The organism is Micromonospora sp. NPDC005206 (assembly GCF_040608175.1).
GTDB lineage: Bacteria > Actinomycetota > Actinomycetes > Mycobacteriales > Micromonosporaceae > Micromonospora.
This window is the reverse complement of record NZ_JBEXHU010000034.1, coordinates 12,909-34,650: the sequence shown is the minus strand read 5'-3', so window position 1 is coordinate 34,650 and position 21,742 is coordinate 12,909. Positions and strand designations below refer to the sequence as shown.

The 21,742-nt window shown below is 67.9% G+C and carries 22 protein-coding genes and 4 pseudogenes; 11 read left to right on the top strand and 15 right to left on the bottom strand.

Annotation, left to right across the window (positions count from 1 at the left end; all coding sequences use genetic code 11):
• The first annotated feature begins 617 nt into the window (after window positions 1-617).
• The gene (locus ABZU69_RS34050) at window positions 618-1,052 is read left to right on the top strand and encodes a ChaB family protein (RefSeq protein ID WP_354968372.1); all 435 of its coding nucleotides are present in this window, start codon (window positions 618-620) and stop codon (window positions 1,050-1,052) included.
• Between the two features lie 17 nt (window positions 1,053-1,069).
• Here ABZU69_RS34050 and ABZU69_RS34045 read toward each other — a convergent pair whose 3' ends face one another.
• Window positions 1,070-1,267 carry a hypothetical protein gene (locus ABZU69_RS34045; protein ID WP_354968371.1) on the bottom strand — a complete coding sequence of 66 codons (198 nt, stop codon included), beginning with the start codon at window positions 1,265-1,267 and terminating at the stop codon, window positions 1,070-1,072.
• Between the two features lie 478 nt (window positions 1,268-1,745).
• On the opposite strand from ABZU69_RS34045, the gene ABZU69_RS34040 reads away from it, so the two are divergent.
• Window positions 1,746-2,426, top strand: coding sequence for a DUF1223 domain-containing protein (locus ABZU69_RS34040; protein WP_354968384.1), 681 nt, complete (start codon window positions 1,746-1,748; stop codon window positions 2,424-2,426).
• 36 nt (window positions 2,427-2,462) lie between these two features.
• Window positions 2,463-2,981: a peptide-methionine (S)-S-oxide reductase MsrA gene (msrA, locus tag ABZU69_RS34035; RefSeq protein WP_354968370.1), complete on the top strand. Its 519-nt coding sequence runs from the start codon at window positions 2,463-2,465 to the stop codon at window positions 2,979-2,981.
• Between the two features lie 22 nt (window positions 2,982-3,003).
• Here the strand turns inward: msrA and ABZU69_RS34030 are convergent, their stop codons facing one another.
• The 3 genes and pseudogenes from ABZU69_RS34030 to ABZU69_RS34020 all read right to left on the bottom strand — a co-directional run.
• Window positions 3,004-3,234 (bottom strand): hypothetical protein, encoded by a 231-nt coding sequence (locus ABZU69_RS34030; RefSeq protein ID WP_354968369.1) that lies wholly within the window; start codon window positions 3,232-3,234, stop codon window positions 3,004-3,006.
• A gap of 42 nt (window positions 3,235-3,276) precedes the next feature.
• The gene (locus tag ABZU69_RS34025) at window positions 3,277-3,708 is read right to left on the bottom strand and encodes a DUF427 domain-containing protein (protein WP_354968368.1); all 432 of its coding nucleotides are present in this window, start codon (window positions 3,706-3,708) and stop codon (window positions 3,277-3,279) included.
• 106 nt (window positions 3,709-3,814) lie between these two features.
• A pseudogene (locus tag ABZU69_RS34020) lies at window positions 3,815-3,928 on the bottom strand (hypothetical protein); the annotation flags it as partial.
• Window positions 3,929-4,803: 875 nt separating this feature from the next.
• On the opposite strand from ABZU69_RS34020, the gene ABZU69_RS34015 reads away from it, so the two are divergent.
• The 4 genes from ABZU69_RS34015 (at window position 4,804) to ABZU69_RS34000 (ending at window position 6,320) form a co-directional block, all read left to right on the top strand.
• Window positions 4,804-5,271, top strand: a complete 468-nt coding sequence (locus ABZU69_RS34015) for a hypothetical protein (RefSeq protein WP_354968386.1) — start codon at window positions 4,804-4,806, stop codon at window positions 5,269-5,271.
• Window positions 5,234-5,344 (top strand): DUF6745 domain-containing protein, encoded by a 111-nt coding sequence (locus tag ABZU69_RS34010; RefSeq protein WP_354968383.1) that lies wholly within the window; start codon window positions 5,234-5,236, stop codon window positions 5,342-5,344. Before ABZU69_RS34015 ends, ABZU69_RS34010 begins: the two co-directional genes overlap by 38 nt.
• Before the next feature lie 363 nt (window positions 5,345-5,707).
• The gene (locus tag ABZU69_RS34005) at window positions 5,708-5,947 is read left to right on the top strand and encodes a hypothetical protein (protein ID WP_354968367.1); all 240 of its coding nucleotides are present in this window, start codon (window positions 5,708-5,710) and stop codon (window positions 5,945-5,947) included.
• Between the two features lie 97 nt (window positions 5,948-6,044).
• Complete coding sequence (locus ABZU69_RS34000; protein WP_354968366.1) at window positions 6,045-6,320, top strand: hypothetical protein; 276 nt, start codon at window positions 6,045-6,047, stop codon at window positions 6,318-6,320.
• A gap of 61 nt (window positions 6,321-6,381) precedes the next feature.
• Here ABZU69_RS34000 and ABZU69_RS33995 read toward each other — a convergent pair whose 3' ends face one another.
• Window positions 6,382-7,053: an HNH endonuclease family protein gene (locus tag ABZU69_RS33995; protein WP_354968365.1), complete on the bottom strand. Its 672-nt coding sequence runs from the start codon at window positions 7,051-7,053 to the stop codon at window positions 6,382-6,384.
• Between the two features lie 279 nt (window positions 7,054-7,332).
• On the opposite strand from ABZU69_RS33995, the gene ABZU69_RS33990 reads away from it, so the two are divergent.
• From ABZU69_RS33990 to ABZU69_RS33980, 3 genes and pseudogenes are all read left to right on the top strand, one after another.
• Window positions 7,333-8,343: an ATP-dependent DNA ligase gene (locus ABZU69_RS33990; protein ID WP_354968364.1), complete on the top strand. Its 1,011-nt coding sequence runs from the start codon at window positions 7,333-7,335 to the stop codon at window positions 8,341-8,343.
• A gap of 141 nt (window positions 8,344-8,484) precedes the next feature.
• Window positions 8,485-8,791 (top strand): annotated as a pseudogene (locus ABZU69_RS33985) (hypothetical protein); the annotation flags it as partial.
• Between the two features lie 122 nt (window positions 8,792-8,913).
• Window positions 8,914-11,355 (top strand): low temperature requirement protein A, encoded by a 2,442-nt coding sequence (locus ABZU69_RS33980; RefSeq protein ID WP_354968363.1) that lies wholly within the window; start codon window positions 8,914-8,916, stop codon window positions 11,353-11,355.
• A gap of 134 nt (window positions 11,356-11,489) precedes the next feature.
• Here ABZU69_RS33980 and ABZU69_RS33975 read toward each other — a convergent pair whose 3' ends face one another.
• From ABZU69_RS33975 to ABZU69_RS33965, 3 genes and pseudogenes are all read right to left on the bottom strand, one after another.
• Window positions 11,490-11,762 (bottom strand): GlsB/YeaQ/YmgE family stress response membrane protein, encoded by a 273-nt coding sequence (locus tag ABZU69_RS33975; RefSeq protein WP_354968362.1) that lies wholly within the window; start codon window positions 11,760-11,762, stop codon window positions 11,490-11,492.
• Between the two features lie 107 nt (window positions 11,763-11,869).
• Window positions 11,870-11,971 (bottom strand): annotated as a pseudogene (locus ABZU69_RS33970) (kinase); the annotation flags it as partial.
• A gap of 493 nt (window positions 11,972-12,464) precedes the next feature.
• Window positions 12,465-12,981 (bottom strand): annotated as a pseudogene (locus ABZU69_RS33965) (IS6 family transposase); the annotation flags it as partial.
• 341 nt (window positions 12,982-13,322) lie between these two features.
• On the opposite strand from ABZU69_RS33965, the gene ABZU69_RS33960 reads away from it, so the two are divergent.
• Entirely contained in the window at window positions 13,323-14,411 is a 1,089-nt protein-coding gene (locus ABZU69_RS33960) for an IS110 family transposase (RefSeq protein ID WP_354968382.1), read from the top strand.
• A gap of 142 nt (window positions 14,412-14,553) precedes the next feature.
• On the opposite strand, the gene ABZU69_RS33955 is transcribed toward ABZU69_RS33960, so the two are convergent.
• The 7 genes from ABZU69_RS33955 to ABZU69_RS33925 all read right to left on the bottom strand — a co-directional run bounded on the left by ABZU69_RS33955 (window position 14,554) and on the right by ABZU69_RS33925 (window position 21,601).
• Window positions 14,554-16,056 carry an NAD-dependent succinate-semialdehyde dehydrogenase gene (locus ABZU69_RS33955; protein WP_354968361.1) on the bottom strand — a complete coding sequence of 501 codons (1,503 nt, stop codon included), beginning with the start codon at window positions 16,054-16,056 and terminating at the stop codon, window positions 14,554-14,556.
• Between the two features lie 78 nt (window positions 16,057-16,134).
• On the bottom strand, window positions 16,135-16,962 hold the full coding sequence (locus ABZU69_RS33950; RefSeq protein WP_354968360.1) for a glucose 1-dehydrogenase: 828 nt from the start codon (window positions 16,960-16,962) through the stop codon (window positions 16,135-16,137).
• A gap of 25 nt (window positions 16,963-16,987) precedes the next feature.
• Window positions 16,988-17,602 (bottom strand): hypothetical protein, encoded by a 615-nt coding sequence (locus ABZU69_RS33945; protein WP_354968359.1) that lies wholly within the window; start codon window positions 17,600-17,602, stop codon window positions 16,988-16,990.
• 33 nt (window positions 17,603-17,635) lie between these two features.
• On the bottom strand, window positions 17,636-18,694 hold the full coding sequence (locus ABZU69_RS33940) for an ABC transporter ATP-binding protein (RefSeq protein WP_354968358.1): 1,059 nt from the start codon (window positions 18,692-18,694) through the stop codon (window positions 17,636-17,638).
• The gene (locus ABZU69_RS33935; RefSeq protein ID WP_354968381.1) at window positions 18,691-19,500 is read right to left on the bottom strand and encodes an ABC transporter permease; all 810 of its coding nucleotides are present in this window, start codon (window positions 19,498-19,500) and stop codon (window positions 18,691-18,693) included. Before ABZU69_RS33935 ends, ABZU69_RS33940 begins: the two co-directional genes overlap by 4 nt.
• A gap of 5 nt (window positions 19,501-19,505) precedes the next feature.
• Window positions 19,506-20,420 (bottom strand): ABC transporter permease, encoded by a 915-nt coding sequence (locus ABZU69_RS33930; RefSeq protein WP_354968357.1) that lies wholly within the window; start codon window positions 20,418-20,420, stop codon window positions 19,506-19,508.
• On the bottom strand, window positions 20,420-21,601 hold the full coding sequence (locus tag ABZU69_RS33925; protein ID WP_354968356.1) for an extracellular solute-binding protein: 1,182 nt from the start codon (window positions 21,599-21,601) through the stop codon (window positions 20,420-20,422). The genes ABZU69_RS33930 and ABZU69_RS33925 overlap by 1 nt, the downstream gene beginning before the upstream one ends.
• Between the last annotated feature and the right edge of the window lie 141 nt (window positions 21,602-21,742).

Here is a 21,742-nt window from a genome sequence, read left to right as displayed (position 1 = left end):
GCGTGCGCGGACGCCTGCCTCTCAGCGAGGACATGGTCGCCGAGCTGACCAAATGCGTACGGACGAACCTGGACTGCGCACCCGTCAGGGTGCCGGCACCGCTCGTGCGCTTACCGCTTGGTCTCGTGCTTGGCCATCTGGGGCCGCTCGCCCTTGCCGACCTTGCGCAGCGCGTCGCGCAGCTGCTCCTCAGTCATCTTGGAGTTGCCCTCGATGCCCGCGTCGTGGGCCTGCTGGCGAAGATCGTGCAGCCGTTCCCGGTCACTATGTCGGCCTCCCCGTGTGTGCGATGGCGCGGGCGGCTCCGCGCGCCACTGTCCCCGTCGCCTTCCCGGCGCCGGGGGGCGCAAACGGCGTCAGCTAGCACCTCGTCCCGGGAGCTTGCCGGCGTCGCGGGTGATGACGCTGATGTGGCCCTCGGACTCCATCCGGACCTCCTTGACGTCGTCCAGACGCTCGACGCCCTGCTCGGGCCGCCGCCTTTCGATCGGGTGTTTCCCTCTACACGAGGCGGGCATGCACCTTGTTGCCCACCTGGGGAGGGCATGAGTTCCTGCGGGGCGGCTGCCGCGCCGGGCGTTCCGTTCCGCCGGCATCACCAGGAGAGAGGCGTTGTCATGCCCGACAAGCACGAGCAGGCCGAGCAGATGCGCGACGACGTGCCGTCGACCATCGCCCGCTCCGACGACAAGGCGGTACGGACCTACAAGAAGACGCTTGAGTCGGCGGAGGAGTCCTACGGCGACGGCGAGCGCGCCCACCGCACCGCGTTCGCCTCCCTGAAGCACACCCATGAAAAGGTCGGGGACCACTGGGAGCCCAAGGAGCACAAGGGCCCATCGGACCCGCAGGCCGAGCAGGGGACGCCAGAGTCGGCGCGTGGACGGCGGGACACCGCCCAGGGGGTCGACGCGAACGCCAGCAAGGAACACCTCGACGATGTCGCACACCGGGTCGGCATCGACGACCCGGAGAACCTGAACAAGGGCGACGAGGTCGGCGCGATCGAGAAGGCCAACGCCCGGGCCACCGCGCGGGCCCGGAAGCGGTAGCGCCGAAAGATGCCGGATCAGGTGACGGTGGTTGCGGCACGGGCGACGAGCTCGGCGAAGACCGACGGGTCGTCAACGTCCACGACGGGGAAGCCGGCGCCGGGCTCGCCTTCCCAGTGCATCGTGATGCCCGGGTTGTGAACCTGGTGTCCGCCGGCGAAGAACAGGTGGGGACTGCCCCGCACGTCGTCGCGGTGCCGCTGGTAGTCCCGCATCATCGTGCCCCGGGCCTGCCCGGTGTCGAGGGCGTCGGCGAGGCGACTGCTGTCGACGCTGCGGCAGCGTCGGCGATGTCAAGAATCTCGTGGCGGAGGGAGATGCACCGGCTGTCGCGGATGAACGCCATCCGTAGCGCGAGATCGATCTCCTCGGCGGCGGCGGCAGACTGTTCCTTGGCGACGTGGACGGCCCTCGTTGGGCAGCAGGGTGGTGACCGGCCAGGTGGATGACGATGCTGCCGAGGGCGACGTCCGGTTTGACCGATGAGCGCGGCGGCCACACGTGAGAACGGTGCCGCTTTTGAAGAGTTTGAGGAGGGTCTTGATCCTCGTACCTCCGCATGGTGGTCGCCGGAACGGGAAGGTCAGGGCCGCCAGCGGGACTGACCGAGGAGGATGCGCCATGACGGACACACGGGGCACCGGGTCTGGTAGCGCCGGGCCGCCGGGCCGCGGCGGCTTCGCAGTCGTGGAGATGTTCACCTCCCAGGGCTGCAACAGTTGCCCTCCGGCCGAGGACGTGTTGTCCGAGATCGACCGCGACGCCCGGGATCGGGGCGAGCCTGTCTACGCGCTCGGGTTCCACGTCGACTACTGGGACCACCTGGGCTGGGCCGACCCGTTCGGCGCCGAGGCGCACACCCTGCGTCAGGAGGCGTACGCGCGGGCGCTCGGCTCCCGGGGGCTGTACACCCCCCAGATGATCGTCAACGGCGTCGTTGAGTTCGTCGGATCCGACCGCCGGCAGGCTTCGTCTGCGATCAGCTCCGCCCTTTCGGAGGCGGCGGATACCACGCCGCTCGCGCTGTCCTTGCAGGATGCTCCCGAGGGCACGGGCGATGGACGCCGGGTCGTGGTGGAGTACCAGGCCGGGCGACTGCCACAGCCGGCGGCGTTCAACGTGGCGGTCGTGGAACGTGGCTTGGAGAACGAGGTACCCCGAGGCGAGAACGCCGGGCGGCGGCTTCGGCAGGACGGCGTGGTGCGCGCCTTCACGTCGATTCCAATGAACGTGGAGCGCGGGCGGGTCGACCTCGAGATGCCGCCAACTCTCGATCCTCGAAAGGCCTCGGTGGTCGGCTATGTCCAGAACGACGGCGACAAGGCCATTGTCGGGGCTGCGTCCGTCGATGTGGCGGCGCGACGACGGAGGTGACCTTGCTTTCGAGAGCCCGGATGGGAGGGCGAAGCGATGGCTGACACGACTGAGATGGCGGTTCTGGCCGGCGGTTGTTTTTGGGGGATGCAGGACCTTATCCGGAAACGCCCTGGCGTGCTCGCCACCAGGGTGGGATATACGGGCGGGGATGTGCCGAACGCGACGTACTACAACCATGGTTCCCATGCCGAGGCGATCGAGATCGCCTTCGACCCTGCCGAGGTGTCCTACCGGGACATCCTTGAGTTCTTCTTCCAGGTTCACGACCCGACCACGAAGGATCGCCAGGGCAACGACGTGGGAGTCAGCTACCGGTCAGCCATCTTCTACAAGGACGACCAGCAGCGGCAGGTCGCGGAGGACACGATTGCCGACGTCGACGCGTCGGGCCTGTGGCCGGGCAAGGTGGTCACCGAAGTTAGTCCTGCCGGCTCGTTTTGGGAGGCCGAGCCGGAACACCAGGACTACCTGGAGCGGAACCCCGGCGGATACACCTGCCACTTCGTTCGGCCGGACTGGAAGCTGCCCCGCCGAGGGGGGAACGCCGCGTAGTGGCCCCGGTCGTGCGGCCGGCTTACTCCCAGGTACCAGGAGCGATGTACGTATCGGTCTTCCTCAAGTAGGGCACGGCTCGCGTCCACTCGCTGAGGATCTTGGCGAACTCGTCATCGTCAGTAGCCCAGACCACGCCCGGCTCGACGGGGCTGGAGTCCCAGAGCGACTCGACCGCCACCAAGCTGAGCTGCTCGCGGACGTCGACGTTGAGACCGCTACTACCGACCCGCACGAGGGGGTCAATTTTCACCCGTCGCGTCGCCTGGGGTTCAAGTTCAGCCGCCGTTGACGATCAGGAGAAGTGCGTCTTCGGCCGGGTGAGTCGCTCCCCGTCGATGATCAGGTCGACCTTCTCGTTGTAGAAGGCGATCAGCCCGGCGATCGGCAGGAGCGCGCTTGTGGGGAAGCTGTACGACCAGGCCAGGTCCGGGTGGACCGTGCCGTCGACGCGCACGGACCAGTAGCGGCTGGTCCGGCCCTTGTACGGGCAGGAGGTCGTCGTCTCTGACGGCACGAGGTGCCCGAAGGCCACCTCGGTCCGGTTGAGGTAGTAGCGAGTCGGCAGACCGGTCTCGAAGACCAGCACCGGCGACGCCGATTCGGCCAGTACGACCCCGTCGAGTTCCACCCGTACGCGTCGGGTGGACCGCATTGCGTCCACCCGGGCATACGGATTCCGGGGGTGCACGAAGACCTCCTCGTCCTCCTCGAACCAGCTGTCCATGGCGGCCCCACTCGAACCGGACGGTGTCGGCCAACCCGGGCAGCGCGTCGTCTCCGTACCACCGAGCGGACGAAGGACGAGTCGTCTCGCCGACCCGCAGCCCATGCACCCGCCCGGTCCCACACCGGACCCGCTCCGTGCGGTGCTCGTCGACCAGGAGGCTCCGGTTCACGTCGGCGGCCGGGATGTAGTACTGGGGGTAGAAGGGCCACTCCCACACGTACTGCGCCCGCTTGGTGTCCAGCACCAGTTCGCCGGCGAGGTAGGCGCGGATCCGGCGGGGCACCGGCTCAACGCGGTCGTCCGGGCCGATCGCCTTCGGATAGTCCGGCACCCTGTCCTCCAGTTCAGCAACAGCCCGGTTCGGGGGGGGTATTGGCTCAACGATCGGGAGGGCTTGGGTGTCTCGCCGATTCGGTGAGGCGCCAACCTGCACGAGTTCGTACAGCGTCAGCGTCTACCCATATGGCAACGCTCGGCCGGAGGCTCACGGTCAGCGTTCACGGCCTGGGCTATCGACGCAATGCCGCTCGGGTGCCCGGGTCGTGTCCGGCTGAGTCGAATGAGCCTTCATGATGAGAGTGCGGCCTACACCTCATCGTCCTAGCCGTGGGACAGGCGCGGAGACGCACCTACAAAGGTGGCCTGGGGTTACTCCGATCGGTTCGATGGTGGTGCGGAATCGATCGACGCTCCACTTGGGGAGTTGGGCAAGTCGCGGCTACGCCGGTGGGCGAGAGCCTCGGCGGGTGGGGCGCCGGCCTGTTGGAGGTTCAGCGGCGCTGGCGACGATGGCAGCCAGGGCGGCGGCGGAAAGCGCAGGTGCTTGCCGAGGAAGATGCAGGGGTTTTGGCGGCCGGCGCGCCGGCGCAGCCACGATTCCGGGATCCGCAGCCGGCGGTGACCAGGACTCCCCGGGCGGCGGCGAGTGCCGCCCGGTCCGGTGAACCCGATGGCACCGCGTGGCGGCCCCCACCCTGCCGGCACCACCATCCGCACATCGGGCACGCTCGCGCCCACAGTCCGCTGCGCTTCATCGGCCACCCGACCTTCTTCGAGTGGGAGGGGTAGTACGGCGAGCAGCGCTATGACGGCATGGATGAGCGCTATGACCTGATGGAGCATCCCTACCGATGCCCGCCCGTTCTGCCGTCCGAGCGATCGGCGCTGCAGCCGGTGCTCGGCGCCGTTTATCAGACGTACCAGCACGCCCTGAGCCCGATGTGGGCGGCGCTCGACCGCTCGATCACCGCCCGCTACGCGATCCAGCTGGCGTGGTGCTGGGACGACGACCACGGAGTCGTCCGCCAAGACGACGAGGCCCGCGCTGTCGTCCGCTACAGCACGCCCAACCTCGACGATCGATTCTCCGACGCCGCCTCGTGCTACTACCCCGACCTCATCGTCCTTGCCGCGATCGACACCTATCGCACCGCCCTCGGGGCCGCCCCCGATCCCGCCTGGCAAGGGATGCCGCGATGTCGCGCTCACTTCCGGACCCTGGTGGCCCTTCCCAAACACCGCTCTGATGAGCGAACGACCATACCTGCTCAAACTCGATGACCGGGGCCGCCTGCACGCCGACGACGGACCAGCCATCCAATGGCCCGACGGTCACCAAAGTGCGGGCGCGTAAAGGGACCCTCACCGGCACACCACGCCGCGAATCGGCACCAACGGACGCATGACCGAGAAACCCGCCATGATCGTTCCTTCATCCACGAGCACCTGAGTTATCCACAGATGACGCCGCGACGCTTGATGCCGCCAGCCGCGCCCTGCTGAAGTAACCCGGAGGGACGACGCCACGTCCCATCGATCCGTTGAAGGGCTAGAGAGCAGCCATGACCAGGGGCGGGCACGGCCGAACGCGCCGCACGGATACGCCGGCGCCACTCGATTACCTCGCCGCCGTCACTGGCCTCGTCGGCGCGGCGGCCGCTGTCATCGCGGCAGTCGCCGGGCTGCTGGCGGCCGCTGGGCCGATGGTGAAGCACTGATGCCCGCGGTGGAGGCCTGGCTGCTCGGCGGGCCCGCCGATGGCCGCATCACCCCCATCGAGGTCGACGAGGACGGGTCCCTTCCGCAGGCCATTCTCCTGCTGCAGGCCGGCGCCTACCTCGGCGCACGTGAGCATCCCAGTCCGCCTGTGCAGCACCGCTATCTCCGTTGCGACGGCGAGGGCCAGGGGGACCCGCCGACATTCCGGTACGACGGGCCCCTCCCTCACGGCCAGTGACCTCATCGAGGGCGGGCAATAAGGTGAAGGGCGGCCTTCGAACGCCTACCGCCGCACGAAGGCTCAGCTTGGCGAACTCGCCACCCCACACCCACCGATGATCGAACACTTGTACGGTGCGCTGGTGGAGGACGTGGCGGGACGCTGGTGGAACGGCATCTGGGGGCGCTTGGGCCGCCGGGATGTGTGGCTGACCCGTGAGGTCCGGTGGAAGGTCGTCGCTCGCGCTGGCGACAGCGAGAACGGCCGGGTGCTGCGCTGGGAGTTCGACACGGAGGCGGATGCTCTGGCGATGGTCAAGCGCCTCCTGGCCGCCGACGCGGGCGGCCAGTGGCGCAAGCAGGCTGGCGACAGCGCACCGTCTTCGCCATAGCAGGCATAGTCCGGCCGGCGGGGCGTCCCGCAGAGGACGCCCCGGCGGTCGAGGGGCTGTGTCAGGAGCTGCAGGTGTTGAGCATGCTCTGCAGGGCTGACTTCTCCGACGACTGCAGCTTCAAGCCCCAGCTGTACTTCACGGTGATCCACATCTTGCTGTAGGTGCACCGGTACGACGACAGGGACGGCTGCCAGGTGGAGGGGTCCTGGTCGCCCTTGGACTGGTTGACGTTGTCCGTCACCGCGATCAGTTGGGGGCGGGTGAGGTCGTTGGCGAAGCTCTGCCGGCGGCTGGTCGTCCAGGAGTTGGCGCCGGAGCGCCACGCCTCCGCGAGGGGCACGACGTGGTCGATGTCGACGTCGGAGGCGGCTGTCCAGGTTGCGCCGTCGTAGGGGCTGTACCAGCGGCCCGAGGTCGCCGCGCAGGAGCTATTGACGACGACGGAGGTGCCGTCGCGCTTGAGGACCTGCTCGCGGGTGTTGCAGCTGCCACTGATGGTGATCCAGTGCGGGAACAGGTCCCGTGAGTAGCCGCTGGTGGAGCCCTGCGCCGCCACGGTCAGGGCGTTGAGCTGCGACTGGGCCGTGGCCTTCGACGGGATCCCGGGAGGTGTGGCCGACGCGGGTTGCGCGCTGACGCCGGCCAGACCGGCGCCGGCGAGGGTGGCGAGGACGACTGCGGCGGCGTGGCGCGTGACGCGAAAACGGGCTGAGACTTGGGTTACACGCATGGGGGCCTCCTGGGCGCCGGGTGGACGGCAACCGTCTCTGACGATCATGTCCATCGAAAGGCATGTTTGGAAAGGGGTGAGGAAGCGGCGACAAAACTTCGAAGCACTTCACTGGCGTGCGGACACGAGCTGGGGGGACCCAGCCGGACCTCGTCCGCCTTTCATTCCGCATACCGCCATCGACCGTTCGGCATCTTCCGGCGCCACCCCCGTACGCCCCTCAACCATGAGAGAGGAGGTGGGCGAAATTCGAGTTCGATGTCGTCGGTCGGTCCTGCGGTGACTCCGGCCCGCCGGCGTGTCGGCACCACCGAGGGGCTGCGTCCGCCGCTCACGCCGATGCTGGCGAATGCCGTCGACGCTGTCCCTGAGGCATCGGATCTGGCCTACGAGCCGAAGTGGGACGGCTGGCGGGCGCTGGCCTTCCGCCGGCCCGACGGCGTGTACCTGCAGTCCAGAGCCGGCCGGGACGTCACCACCTACTTTCCCGACATCACCCGAGCTGTCACCGAAGCCGTCGAGCCGGGTGCCGTCCTCGACGGCGAACTGGTGGTGTGGGAAGGCGAACGAACCAACTTCGCCCACCTGCAGCGACGAGTCACCGCCGGCGGCCAGCTTCCGGACATCGCCCGACGCCACCCCGCGCACTATGTCGTCTTCGACCTGCTCAGCGCCCCACCGGGCCGACCACTATTGGACCGGCCCCTGCACGAGCGACGTGCCCTGCTCACACAGCTACTCGCCGACGCACCCGCCCAACTCACCCTGTCACCACAGACCACCGACCTCGACCAGGCCGCCGAATGGTTGACCACCTGGACAGCCGCGGGCATCGAGGGCGTCGTGATCAAACGCCTCGACGGGCGCTACGAGCCCGGCCGACGAGGATGGCAGAAAGTCCGGGCCTACCGCACCACCGAAGCGATCATCGGCGGCGTCACCCCCAGCACCGACAACCCCGAGACCCTCCTGCTCGGCCGCTGCGACCAGCACGGACGACTGCGCTACACCGGCCGCACCAACCCCCTACGACCGGCACAACGCGCCGAAATGGCCGCCCTGCTCACGCCCCTCGACCCGACGGGGGCACACCCCTGGCCGCAACCCCTCCCCGCCGCGTGGACCGGACAACTCGACCGACCCCAACCACTCCCCTACAGGCCCGTTACACCCACCATCGTCGCGGAAATAGACGTCGACACCGCCTACGAACACCACCGGTGGCGACACCACGTCCGCTACCTACGCCCCCGACTCGATCTCACCGCCGCCGACGTACCGCCCGGCTGATTGCCAGCTTTGACGGTGCCCGCACCCCGTCCGGGGCGGGACGTCAGCTGTAGCAGTCGGACCCTCCCAAGCCTGGCGTGTCTGATGATCGCGGCGCTCCGCTCGGTCATCTGACCGGGGTTGTGATGCCGGTGCTGATGGGCAAAACGCCGCACCGGCCGCGCCCTCGGCTCGGCCACCGTGATTGGCGACTCCTCCCAAACCCTGCTGTGCACGTACCTGTCGGCGATCGTGCTCGTCCGCCTCGTCCTCAACGCCTGGCTCGACTGGTCCTGGGCGAACCCGGTCGCCGCACTGATCATCGCGGGGATCGCGATCCGAAGGCTGTGAGGCGTGGCGCGGTGAGCAGTGCGCGGACTGCGTCGTACTTGCCGGCAGCGGCGAGGCCGACGGCAGCTGCGGGTGCGAGGCGGGCTGCACTGACGCGTGTTGCGAAGGGGGACGGTGACGCGATGCCGCATGACTGACGGCTCTATCTTGTCTGAAGGGGTGCGCGTCAGGACCTACTGGAACATCCTGTGGCTCATCGATTTATGTGCCCCTGATGTCAATCGTTGACACAGTAGTCGGGTGGGTGGCGGCGATGGGGAAGTGGCGTCGCGCGGCGCATTCCCGTCGGCTGGGCGGATCAAGGCCGCGACGCATGGCGGGGTGACGCGCCCGGAGCTCTTTCTGGATCTGGTATTCGTCTACGCCTTCATCAACGTCACCCAACTCATGTCGGAACGCCCAGCTCTGGACGCGCTGCTTCAGGGAGGGTTGGTGGTGCTGCTGCTCTGGCGCAGTTGGATCGGCTACGCCTGGGTGGGAAACCTGGTGAGGCTTGACCGGGGCAGCCTGCCGGTCACCATATTCGCGGCGGCCACCGCGATTTTGCTCGCCGCCGTCGCCATCCCGGAGGTCTTCGTTGACCAGCCGGGCGGGCTATCCGGACCCCTCGTTTTCGTCGTCGGCTTCTTGGCGGCTCGCGTCGGGTCCCTATTGATCATCTCTCGCGAGCAACGAGGCTCGGCAAAGTCGTCCGCTCCAGCCAGGCGCGCGTGGCTCCCGCTGGCCGGCAGCGCCCCACTGCTGCTGTGCGCGGTCCTGCTGCCCCACCACCTACCACCGGGCCGGAATGCGGAAGCGCTTCAACTTCTGCTCTTCGCGGTCGCGATCGTCATCGACTACGCGGGCCTGCGCGCGCCAGGTACCGGTAGTTGGCAGCTGACATCGGTGCGACACTGGGCGGAGCGACACAACCTGATCATGCTCATCGCCTTAGGCGAGACGATCATCTCGATCGGCACGAGTCGCGGCCTCACCGGCAACCATCCGATCACCTGGTCCGTGCTCGGCGGGTCGGTGCTCGGTCTTGTCGTCGTGGCGTTCCTGTGGTGGGCCTACTTCGACATCGCAGCACCCAGCGGTGAGCAGGTATTGCAGTCCACCTCACATCACGCGCGGTCCCGCCTCGCCCGCGACGCCTACTCACTTTTGCACCTGCCGATGATCGGTGGGCTCATCCTGGTCGCGTTCGGGCTCAAGAAGGCGCTGAGCGCAGGCCCGGTCGGCCACCTCGAACGGTGGGATGTGACCGACCTGGCATCTCTTTACGGTGGTGTGGTCCTGTACCTACTAGGGCTGGTGGCGTTCGAATGGCGCATCGTCCGACGGGTCGGCCGCGGTCCGGTACTCGGCCTTGTCCTCGTCGCGCTGCTGGTCGCGCCTGCCCGTCACCTGACAGCTCCGGGATCCCTCGCGCTCCTCGCCGGCGCCCTAGTCTGCGTGGTGCTCGCCCATGTGACGCTGCTGCGACGGCGCCACCGCCAACTACACCGCGCTATCGCGGTAACGGCCGGTCAGGAGGTCGATGCCACCCCGGAGGAACTATTCCTGGATCTGGTCTTCGTGTATGCGTTCATCCAAGTCACCGTGCTGATGACCCGGCACCCTTCGATGATCGGAGTGCTTCAGGGACTAGCTGTCCTGGCGCTGCTGTGGTGGTCCTGGGTCAACTACACCTGGTTCACCACGACGATCCGCAGCGCGGGAAACCTGCTGCGGCTGGTCGTCCTCGCCGCCGTGGCCCTAATCCTGATGCTGGGTATCGCCACGCCACAGACGTTCAGCTATGTATCCGCAGGGCTGCCCGGGCCGCTGATCGTCGTCACCTCGTATGCGGCGGTGCGCCTCCTGCATCTGGTGTCGTTCTGGCTGGCGGTCCGGCGCGACACCACCCTTCGCGCCCCCGTTGTCAGGGCGGCCGGACCGACCGGGGTGGGAATAGTCCTGCTGCTCTGCGCGGTGGTGCCCGCCCAGGCCACTGGTGATCCGCTCACCCCGTTCACCACATTCTGCTGGGCCGCCGCCATTCTCATTGACGTGGGCGGCGGCTACCTCATCCGATCCCGAAACTGGTGGTTGCATTCCGTCAGTCGATGGATGGGTCGCTACAACCTGATAATCCTCATCGCGCTCGGCCAAGCGGTCATCTCCACCGGAACAGCCATCGGCGATCCGCCCATCTCGATTGGCAGCCTCGGCGCCGTCGCACTCACCGCCGGACTGCTCTTCGCGTTGTGGTGGACCTACGTGGGCACCGACGTCGTCATCGGCCAACGATTCGCCGAACTCGCCACCAGCCGCCAACGCGGCGCCCTGGCCCGAGATGCCTACGCGTACCTTCACCTGTTCCTCGTCGTCGGCCTCGTGCTGGTCGCCTTCGGGCTGCGCACGACCTTGCCGCATCCGACGCAGCATTCAGGTGCCGCGGTGATGATGGGGCAGGCCACACTGGTGTGCGGAATCATTGTCTACCTACTCGCCGATCACCTCATATGGCGACGCGCCCGCCGCCCAGTGGGTCGCCGGCGGGCACTGAGTCTGGTAGTCGCCGCGCTGTCGCCGGTGACGATACTAATGCCAATATTGTGGGCGTTGGTCGCGCTCACATTGGCGCTGCTCGCCGCTCACGTGCTCGGGCGTTCGGCCACCCCGCCACTAGACACGGTACTCAGCGACAGGCCATGACGTGGCATGCGAGACAGGCCCTGTCCCTGTTGCCCTGGTCGTCCCCCCGCGCACGGTGCGAACGCGGCTGGCGGTACGCGCACACCATTGTGCCGACCCTCCCCAGCGGACGAGCCGGCGCGGTGATGTGAAGGTCAGCGGACGCGCCGACGGCCGTAGGCGCCAGCGGCGATCGCGACGCCGATGGCGGCGAAGGCGACCTGGAGGTTCAGCTCGATCCAGTCGATACCGCAGGTGTCGTCGACGCAGAGGACTCCGGCGACGAGGGTGCCCAGGATCGCGGTGACCACGCCGATGAGCAAAGTCAGCCAGATCGGGATGTTCTGCATGCCCGGTACGACCAGCCGGCCCAGCGCGCAGATGAAAGGACCGGTGATGATGGCCCTGAAGAAGCCCGTGGCTTCCACGAGGGTCGTGTCTCCAGAGGGGTCGTCGTCGGCCCGATCATTGCCCAGCCCACGTGGAGCAAAACCTTCGGTGGTCTGCAGCGCGCTCCGACAGAGGCACGGGCGGCGCGCCGCTGGTGGTCCTGCCCGACCAGCGCACAGCCCCGACCATGTCGACGTCGCACCACACGGGCGATGCTGCTCTTACCCGAGCCTGAGTTGCCTCGAATGCAGACGACGCGCACCTGGCATCCTGGGCGAAGTTCGCACCCATCGACGCCCGGTCAGCCGGCAAGAAGAAAGGCAACTCCACCGGCAAGGGCAACCCCTGGCTAGCCGGCACCCTCGGCGAAGTCGTCGCCGCAATCGCCCGCACCAACACCTTCCTCGGCGAACGCTACCGCCGCCTGACACGCCGACGAGGTAAGAAACGCGCGATCGTCGCGGTCGGCAACTCGGTACTGACCATCATCTGGCACCTACTGTCCGACCCCGACGCCCGCTACCACGACCTCGGCTCCGGCTACCACGAATCCAGGATCAACACGCAGCGTCGCCAACGCGACCTGATCCGCCAGCTTGAACGGCTGACCGGCCAGAAGGTCGATCTTCAACCCCGACCGGAGCTACCCGCCGCCGCATGAGAACGCCAAACCCAATGCCCGGCTCCGCTGCGCTACGCCGGGCGCTGCCGCCTGCCCACTCACTCACCGATTTTCGAGTCAGCCGGCCGTGATCGGCTTCTATCGGGTTGTTCGCGTGTTGCTCGACGTGGTGCCGTGCCTGCGGGATCAGCTCATCCAGCACGCCGGGGTAGACCAGCGCGGCATCCGTGACCACCTCATTGGGCGTCACCTTCAGCGTGGACATCGCGCGTCGGAAGAACCGCCGGGCCGCGGCGGCGTCGCGGCGGGTCGAGACCAGCACGTCGATGACCTGCCCCTACTGGTCGACCGCCCGGTACACGTACCGCCACACCCCGTTTCACCTTGACGTACGTCTCATCAACGTGCCACCGGTCGCCCGGTGAGTGGCGGCAGAATCGGGCGGCGTCAGCCAGCAGCGGGGTGAACCGCTGGACCCACCGGAACACGGTGACGTGATCGACCTCCACGCCGCGCTCGACCAGCAGCTCCTCCACGTCCCGGTAGGACAGGTTGAAGCGCAGATACCAGCGCACCGCGACGACGATCACCTCCGGCGGGAACCGGAACCCGGCGAACGCCGACGTCGGAGGCAGCCACGGGCGAGAGCGAGTCAATGACTTCACTGCTCAAGCCTGCCTCGATCATGCCAACACTCAACGCAACTGTGAGTGTGAGGCTGCGGTTCTGAGATCGTAGGAGCCGTGCTCCCGCGGGCCGCGGTCTGACCCGCAACGCAACCGGCCCAGTCGATGCCTTCGCTCCGATCTGTCGACTGTGGCTCGCGGGAGGGCCTGCTGTCACCGGACCGGTAGAGCGTGTCCCGATAGGGGCCTTGCTGCAACAAGGGCACCATCACAGTTCTGACCGCCCTGCCGGCCCGGCGATGGCCATCCGCCGTCCCGAGCCACCAGGAGACAAACGGTCCATGTCCAGCATGCCAAACCCCGCCCCGGACAGTCAGCCCGACCCGACCGGCGAGGAGGTCATCCTCGGCGTCGACACCCACAAGGACGCCCACGTCGCCGCAGTGACCACTCCGCTCGGCGTCCAGGTTGCCTCTGCCAGCTTCCCGACCACCGCCGCCGGCTACCGCGACCTGCTGGCCTGGGCACGTGGTTTCGGCGACCTCCGACGCGCCGGTGTCGAGGGAACCGGCTCCTTCGGCGCGGGCCTGGCCCGCTACCTGCGCAACCAGCGTCTGACCGTGATCGAGGTCAACCGCCCCGACCGCGCGGCGCGCCGCCGCCACGGCAAGACCGACACCATCGACGCGATGGCCGCCGCCCTGGCGGTGCTCTCCGGCCGGGCCACCGCCACCGCAAAGACCGCCGACGGGTCGGTGGAGATGCTGCGCATGTTCCGCCTGGCCAGAGCCTCCGCGGTGAAGTCCCGCACCCAGGCGGTCAACCAGCTCAAGGCCGTAATCGTCACCGCCGCAACGACGCTACGCGACACCTTGACCGGCCTGTCCGACACAGCGTTGATCCGCCACTGCGCCGCCCTGCCCGACACCGCCCCGACCGACGTGGCCACCGCCACCGTCTACACCCTGCGCCGCCTGGCCCAGCGCATCCAGGCACTCACCGCCGAGGAACGCGAATTCCAGCGCCAGATCACCGCCGTGCTGAACTCGAACGCACCACAGCTGCTGCAACGTCACGGGATCGGCCCGGACAGCGCCTCCGCGCTGCTGGTCACCGCAGGTGACAACCCCGACCGGATGCACAGCCAGGCGTCCTTCGCCGCGCTATGCGGCGTCAACCCGATCGAGGCGTCCTCGGGCAAGACCCGCCGGCGCCGACTCAACCGCGGCGGTGACCGCCGCGCCAACGCCGCCCTCTACCGCATCGCCCTGACCCGATCACGCGGTGACCAACGCACCCGCGACTATCTCGACCGACGCAGCAGCCAAGGCCTCACACGCCGCGAAGCCATGCGATGCCTCAAGCGCTACATCGCCCGCGAGATCTACCACCTGCTCCGCCAGCTCGATCCCGTAGATCCGACCTCACGAACCGCTTGACAGAACATAGGGGCATCGGAACCCTCCGGCCGCATCGCCGTCCGGTCGGACCGCCACTGGCGGGCTGCGGCGCGAGGTGTCCGGTCGGGCAAGGCAGGTGCCCTGGCGGGCTGGCAAGCGGCCGCCGCAGCGCCTCCGACCGCTACACGTTCGCGGCGACGTACTTCGTCTCCAGGTACTCCTCGATGCCCTCGCGGCCACCCTCACGTCCGACCCCGGACTGCTTCATTCCGCCGAACGGGGCTGCGGGGTTGGACACGATGCCCTGATTGAGGCCGACCATGCCGAACTCCAGCGCCTCAACCACGCGGAAGCAACGCCGCATGTCGGAGGTGTACACGTAGGCGGCGAGACCGTACTCCGTGGAGTTCGCGATCGCCAGCGCCTCCTGCTCGCTCGAGAAGGATGCGATGGGTGCGATGGGACCGAAGATCTCTTCCCTGAACACCCGGGCCCCTGGGTCCACGTCAGCGATGACGGTGGGCTGATAGTAGTAGCCACCCCCGTCGAGAGCGTCGCCCCCGGCGAGCACCCGACCGCCTCGCTGACCCGCGTCATCGACGAACGCCCGCATACTGTCCCGCGCCTTCGCGGTGATCAGCGGCCCTACCTGGACGCCGGGTTCGGTGCCGCGCCCGACCTTCAACGCGCGCATCCGTACGGCCAGGCGTTCGGCGAAGTCGGCCGCGATTGACTCTGCGACGAGGAACCGGTTGGCCGCCGTGCAGGCCTCCCCGATGTTCCGCATCTTCGCGATCATCGCTCCCTCGACCGCCGCGTCCAGGTCGGCGTCGTCGAAGACGATGAACGGCGCGTTGCCGCCGAGTTCCATCGACACGCGTAGCACCTGATGGGCCGACTGAGCGATGAGGGTGCGACCGACCTCCGTCGACCCGGTGAACGACATCTTGCGGAGGCGCGGATCGGCGATGAGCGGTGCGGTCACCTCACCCGCGGTGGAGGAGGTGATCACATTGAGGACACCGTCGGGCAGACCGCCGTCGGACAGGATCTTGGCCAGTGCCAGCATGGAGAGCGGCGTTTCCCGGGCCGGCTTGACGACCATGGTGCACCCGGCGGCGATCGCCGGTCCGATCTTGCGCGTACCCATGGCCATCGGGAAGTTCCACGGGGTGATCAGCAGGCACGGCCCGACGGGCTGCTTCATCACCATCAGCCGGCCCTGCCCGTTCGGCGCGACGGCGTAGCGCCCGTCGATCCGTACGGCCTCCTCGGAGAACCAGCGCAGGAACTCCGCCGCGTAGACGATTTCCGCCTTCGACTCCGCGAGCGGCTTACCCATCTCGAGGGTCATCAGCAGGGCCAACTCGTCAGCGCGGGCGATGAGCTGCTCGAATGCGCGCCGGAGGATGTCCGAACGCTCCCGGGGCGGGCACTTGGCCCAACCCAGCTGGGCCGCGGCGGCCGCGTCAAGCGCGGCCACCGCATCGGCCGGCACCGCATCCGCCACGTGGCACAGAACCTCACCGGTCGACGGGTCGTGCACCGGCAACTGGTGCCCATCCGTCGCCGGCCGCCACCGCCCGGCGATCAGGAGCTCCTTCTCGACCGCCTCGACGACCGCTCGTTCGTCTTCCGTTGAGGGGCTGAGGAACCTGCCCTGTTCGATGGCCGACCGATTCACTTCGTCCTCCGTGTCGCTCTCAACCGGTCACCACGTCAGCCATCGAGGGCCGGGTGCGCGACCGGGTGTCACCCGTGGTCAGCTGTCGGACAGTCCGGGGGTGCGCGGCTCCAGCGGGCGCTCGACCGCCTCCCAGTCGCTCGCCCGGTAGCCAGCGGTGAGCCCGCCGTCGCACATCACGACCGAGCCGGTCATGTACGAGGCGTCGTCGCTGAGCAGGAAGCAGGCCACCGCCGCCATCTCCGCCGGCTCGCCCGGGCGGTCGAGCGGAATGCGAGTCCGGTGCTTGCTCCAGATCGCGACGTCGTCCACCTCGGCCACCGTCGCCCGGGTGCGGACCCAGCCCGGCGCGAGGGCGTTGACCCGGATGCCGTACCGCGCCAGGTCGACGGCGAGCGACCGGGCCAGCGCCATGACGGCGCCCTTCGAGGTGTTGTAGATGATCTGCCCCTCCTCGCCGAAGAGCGAGGCGGTCGACGCGGTCATGACCATGGCCCCACGCCCGCGCCGGCTCATGTGCCGGGCGACGGCGCTCGTGATCGCGTACTGGCCGCGGGTATTCACGCGCATCACCCGGTCGAACTCCTCGATCGGCGTCTCAAGGATGTTCTCCCAGATGCCGATCCCGGCGTTGCTCGCCAGCAGGTCGACCCCGCCGAACGCGTCGCACGCCGCCGCCAGGGCGCGCTCCGCGGTGTCGGCGTCACCGATGTCGCCGGTCACCGTCACGACCTTCGCCCCCGACTCGGCGCGCAGCTTCTCCGCCACCTCCTTCAGGTGGGCCTCATCCTGTGGCGCGGCGAGCAGGCACAGGGATGCGCCTTCGGCCGACAGCCGCTCGGCGATGGCCGCGCCGATGCCGTTGCTGGCACCGGTGACCAGCGCGTTCTTGCCTTCGAATCGCATGATGTCCGCCTCGCGAGCGTCGGGGCTAGAGGATCTCTTCGCCGAGGTTTGCGTAAACGCCAGCGGTACGGAGCACGACGGGCGCCGTCACGTCCTGCAGTTCGCTGCCGATCTCATCCAGGTGTGCGTAGTCCGGCAGGCCCCACACCGCGATGCACCGCGGGTCCGGGCCGAGGTGGCCGATGCGGTCGGCAACGACATGGAGCTTCAATGCCGGGTGCTCGCCCGCGCGCTTGTCGAAGAAGGCGGCGACCTCGTCGGGCGTGGCGCCGGGGGCGAAATCGAGGTACTCGGCGTAGTAGGGACCGACCCGGCCGGCGACCGGCTCCCGCAGCGGCCGGTAGAAGCCCGCGCGGTCCAGCCGGCCGACCACCTCCATGGGCTTCTCGAACGCGTCGGCCTCGCCGGACCCGAAGGCCCGCTCCCACTCCCCCAGCAGCTCAAGACCCGCCTTGCGGTTCAGCCACACGGCGAGGTACTCCGGCTCCGGACCGATACGCCAGGTCCGTCCCAGGTTCACCACCAGCTCGTCGTCGCCGTACTGCTTAGCCCACCCCGTCTGCCCGGCGCCTGCGATCGCGTGGAAGTGCTCAATGGAGATGCCGGGACGGCGGGAAATGAATTCGATGTAGACGATCATGTGGTGACTCCTCCTCTGCTCGCCGGGGTGTGGTCAGTCGGTGAGAACGTGGACGGGGTGATCGGGCAGAAGGACCCCCACGGTGTCGCCGACGCCGTAGCCCAGGGGCGAGCCGGCCGCCGGCTCCTGCACCCGCAGGGTCATGCCGCCCAGGTCGACGTGGAACTGCACGCAGGATCCGAGAAACGCGATGTCCGAGATGGTGCCGGAGAGTCCTTCGTCGGCGGTCGCCGACAGCCGAAGCAGCTCCGGACGTACCACCAGGGTGGTGTTGCGCTGCGGCAGCTTCTGCCGCAGCCGCAGGCGCTGCCCGGTCTCGACGACCTTCACCTCGCTGCCGTCCCCCGCGCTGTCGAGGGCCTCGACGGCCATCAGGTTCGCGTCACCGACGAAACCGGAGACGAACTTGGTGGCCGAGCGGTGGTAGACCTCGGCGGGCGTGCCAATCTGCTCGATGCGGCCCGCGTTCATCACCACGACCCTGTTCGAGAGCGACATGGCCTCCTGCTGGTCGTGCGTGACGTAGACAAACGTGGTGCCCGTCTCCCGGTGGATGCGCCGCAGCTCAGCCTGCATGGTGATCCGGACCTTCTGGTCCAAGGCCGAGAGCGGCTCGTCGAGCAGCAGCACCTTCGGGCGCTTCACCAGCGCCCGGGCCAGGCTGATCCGCTGCGACTGGCCGCCGCTGAGCTGCGTCGCCCGCCGGTCGGCGAGATCCTCCAGCCCGACCAGCTCCAGCGCCTCCCGCACGCGTCGCTCGATGTCCTGCTTGCCGACCTTGTCGATCCGCAGCCCGAAGGCGACGTTGTCGAAGACCGACAGATGGGGAAAGAGCAGGTAGCGCTGGAAGACGATGTTGATCGGGCGGCGATGCGGCGGCGCGTCGGTGATGTCCTTGCCGGCCAGGACCACCCGGCCGCGGTCCGGCCGTTCGAACCCGCCGATGATGCGCAGCATGGTGGTCTTGCCGCACCCGCTCGGACCTAGCAGCGACAGGATCTCACCCTCTTGGACGTCGAGGTCCACGCCATGCAGGATCGGCACCTTACCGAAGCTCTTGCTGATGCCCGTCAGGCTGAGAACGGTATTCACGAGGCCTTGACTCCCTTTCGAGCAGCCCTGCCCGTCCGTGCCAGCACGGCGATCACGACGCCGGACAGGAAAGTGACGAGCAGGAGGAGGGTCGCGAACGCATTGATCGACGGATCGATCGCACGACGCATCGCTGAGTAGATGACGAGGGGCACCGTGCTCTGCGGCCCGATGACGAAGAAGGTGATGAAGAATTCGTCGAAGCTCAGGACGAAGGAGAGCATGCCGCCGGCGACGAGCACCGGCCACGTCATCGGCAGTGTGACCCTCGTGAACCTCAGCAGCGACGACGCTCCCAGATCGGCCGCCAGCTCGTCGTACTGCGGGTCGATCCGGTCCAGGACGGACTGAGCGACGAGCAGGAAATACGGGAACGTGTAGACCACGTGCGCGGCGGCCACGGTCCATAGTGAGAGCTCGATGTCGAGCTTGGCGAACCACGCCAGCAGCGACAACCCGAGAAAGAGCCCGGGAAGCGTGATGGGCGCGAAGAACAGCACCGCGAGCCACGGGCGCACCCGGGGACTCACGTGGGTAAGCCCGAACGCCGCCAGCGTGCCCAGAACGGTGGTGGTGATCGCGCAGACGACCGCCACGATCAGACTGTTTCGCAGGGCCGACGTGTAGGTCGGGTCGGTCAGCACCGCCTCGTACCAGCGCAGCGAGAAGCCCTTGATTGGGAGGTTCAGGGTGCTGCTGGAGTTGAACGAGAAAAGCACGACGACCGCGATCGGCAGGTACAGGAAGGCTAGGACGACGGCCAGGTAGAGACCCGGCGACCGTCGCCTGCTCCGCAGAAGACTCATGCCGCTCACCCCTTGATAACCACGGAGTTCAGGCCCAGCACGCGGAGGAACACGGTGACGACGGCGTAGGCGAGCATGAACAGCAGCAGCACGATGATCGAGGTCGCCGCGCCGAGCGGATAGTTACCGAACTGCGTGAACTGCTGCGAAATCTGCAGCCCAACCATGTTCCCGTCCGTTCCTCCGAGAAACTGCGGGGTGACGTAGTCGCTGGCGGCCAACACGAAGGTGTAGAGGAAGCCGGAGGCCGCCGCCGGCGCGACCAGCGGCAGGACGACGCGGCGCCACCGCTGCATCCGGCCGGCGCCGAGGTCGGCGGCGAGATCGAAGAAGTCGCCTGGGATGTTGCGGAACGCGGCATAGGCGACGAGAGCGACGTACGGCACGAAGATATGTACCAGCGCGATGACGACGGCCGGCTTCGAGAACAGCAGCGATCCGTCCTGCGGGGCCAGACCGATCGGTCCGAGGACCTGCGTGAGCAGCCCGTCCTTGCCGAGAATCACCCGCCAGGCGTAGATGCGGACGAGGTAGCTGGTGAACATCGAGAACACGACGAGCGCCAGCAGCGGGTACTCCATGCGCCCGGCGCGGTACCGAATCGCGTACGCGAGCGGCACCCCGATCGCCAGGGTCAGGGTCGCGGTGACGAACCCGATTCCGAGCGCATTCAGCGTGAGCCGGCGGGTCAACTCCGAACCCACAGCCGAGGCGAAGTTCGACAATGTGACGGTGCCCGTCACCTCGTAGAAGCCGCCCTGCAGGAAGGCGTAGACGGTGAACACCAGGAAGGGAGCCACCAGGAGGAAGCCCAGGACGACAACGGCCGGCAGGGTCAGCAGCCAACCGCGCCGACGAGCCGGTGCGGGTGGCTGTGCCGCGGCGACGTCCGCCTGAGGCGGTACGACGGCCGCAACCATCACACGCCTCCCTGGATGTTCGACCACTCGCTGAGCCACTCCTCGTGCTGCACGATCCCCGACCGCCCCTTGTCTGGGAAGCCGAAGACCGGGGCCTTGGTGAAGAACCCGTCGAGGTTGTCGTACGGGTAGAGCTTCTGCTGTTTGGCAGGCAGCAACTTGACCGCCTCCGGCGAGGTCACGGCCGTGCCGAGCGCCACCGCCGCCTCCGCCTGCACCTCGGGCGAGAGGGCCTGGTTGACCCAGGCGTACGCGGTGTCGCGGTTTTGCGTCGTCTTGGGCACCGCCCACGCGTCACAGGAGGTGTAGGTGCCCTCCTTCGGGATGATGCTTTCCACCTTGGCGCCCTTGTCCCCGGCCCACAGCCCGACCGTCGACCAGCCGGCGAAGGAGGCGATCACCTCACCGCTGACCAGCTGGTTGGTGAGGTCACCGAAGGAGGGCGCGAAGCCCTTGATCTGCCCGCGGAACCGGCGGAGCAGTTCGACGATCTGCTTGAACTGGTCCTGGGTGTAGTTGGGGACGTCGAACCCGAGGATCCGGCCGCCGAGGGTGAACGCGGCCGTCGCGTCCGGGACCCATCCGATCTTGCCCTTGAACTCGGGCTTCAGCAGGTCGAGCCACGACTCGGGCTTCGCCATGCGGTCGGTGCGATAGTCAAGCGTGGTGGCGCTCCAGAACATCGGGATGCCCACCTGGTTGCCGTCGATGTTCCAGAACTTCGCCGCGGCGTCACCCTCGCGGAAGAACGGGAAGAGCTTCGCGGCGTTCGGGATGTGCGCCAGGTCGAGCGGCTCGATGATCTCCAGCGGCTTCTTGGAGTACAGGGGTCCGTACGCCTGGTAATAGGTGATGAGGTCGTAGCCGACGCTGGAGCCGGACTTGATCTTCGCGAGGATGTCGTCGCTCGTCGAGATGTAGGTGGGGTTGACCTTGACGCTCTTCGCGCCCTGCCACGCCTTCATCTTCTGTGATCCGGCGAGGTCGTAGCCCTCCCAGGACAGGAAGTTCAGCGCCCCACCGACCTTGTCACCCACCCTGGGCACCGCTGCGGACTCCCCACCGTCGCCGCAGGCGGCCAGGAGGGTCGGCGCGGACACGGCGAGGGCGGCGAGGAGCCCTCCACGGCGCAGCAGACCGCGGCGGGTCAGACCTTGCGCGTTCATCGGCATCTCAGCCATGTGTATCTCCTGTCACACATCGACTTGGTGGGCGCTACTGTTCCACCGCACGGACTGGTTGTCCATAGGGCGGTACAGAGTTTCTTGCCGTCGCCCCTCCGGCACCGACCCGCGATCCCGATACTTGTGCCCGGATGCGGC

Bases quoted from the DNA above. Each gene is read 5' to 3' on its own strand.
- ABZU69_RS33925 (WP_354968356.1), bottom strand. From the start codon at position 21,601: ATGGCTGAGATGCCGATGAACGCGCAAGGTCTGACCCGCCGCGGTCTG.
- ABZU69_RS34015 (WP_354968386.1), top strand. From the start codon at position 4,804: ATGGATGAGCGCTATGACCTGATGGAGCATCCCTACCGATGCCCGCCC.
- ABZU69_RS34045 (WP_354968371.1), bottom strand. From the start codon at position 1,267: ATGCGGGACTACCAGCGGCACCGCGACGACGTGCGGGGCAGTCCCCAC.
- ABZU69_RS33930 (WP_354968357.1), bottom strand. From the start codon at position 20,420: ATGGTTGCGGCCGTCGTACCGCCTCAGGCGGACGTCGCCGCGGCACAG.
- ABZU69_RS33995 (WP_354968365.1), bottom strand. From the start codon at position 7,053: ATGCGTGTAACCCAAGTCTCAGCCCGTTTTCGCGTCACGCGCCACGCC.
- ABZU69_RS34040 (WP_354968384.1), top strand. From the start codon at position 1,746: ATGTTCACCTCCCAGGGCTGCAACAGTTGCCCTCCGGCCGAGGACGTG.
- ABZU69_RS34005 (WP_354968367.1), top strand. From the start codon at position 5,708: ATGCCCGCGGTGGAGGCCTGGCTGCTCGGCGGGCCCGCCGATGGCCGC.
- ABZU69_RS33950 (WP_354968360.1), bottom strand. From the start codon at position 16,962: ATGCGATTCGAAGGCAAGAACGCGCTGGTCACCGGTGCCAGCAACGGC.
- ABZU69_RS34025 (WP_354968368.1), bottom strand. From the start codon at position 3,708: ATGGACAGCTGGTTCGAGGAGGACGAGGAGGTCTTCGTGCACCCCCGG.
- ABZU69_RS33960 (WP_354968382.1), top strand. From the start codon at position 13,323: ATGCCAAACCCCGCCCCGGACAGTCAGCCCGACCCGACCGGCGAGGAG.
- ABZU69_RS34050 (WP_354968372.1), top strand. From the start codon at position 618: ATGCCCGACAAGCACGAGCAGGCCGAGCAGATGCGCGACGACGTGCCG.
- ABZU69_RS34000 (WP_354968366.1), top strand. From the start codon at position 6,045: ATGATCGAACACTTGTACGGTGCGCTGGTGGAGGACGTGGCGGGACGC.
- ABZU69_RS33945 (WP_354968359.1), bottom strand. From the start codon at position 17,602: ATGATCGTCTACATCGAATTCATTTCCCGCCGTCCCGGCATCTCCATT.
- msrA (WP_354968370.1), top strand. From the start codon at position 2,463: ATGGCTGACACGACTGAGATGGCGGTTCTGGCCGGCGGTTGTTTTTGG.
- ABZU69_RS33935 (WP_354968381.1), bottom strand. From the start codon at position 19,500: ATGAGTCTTCTGCGGAGCAGGCGACGGTCGCCGGGTCTCTACCTGGCC.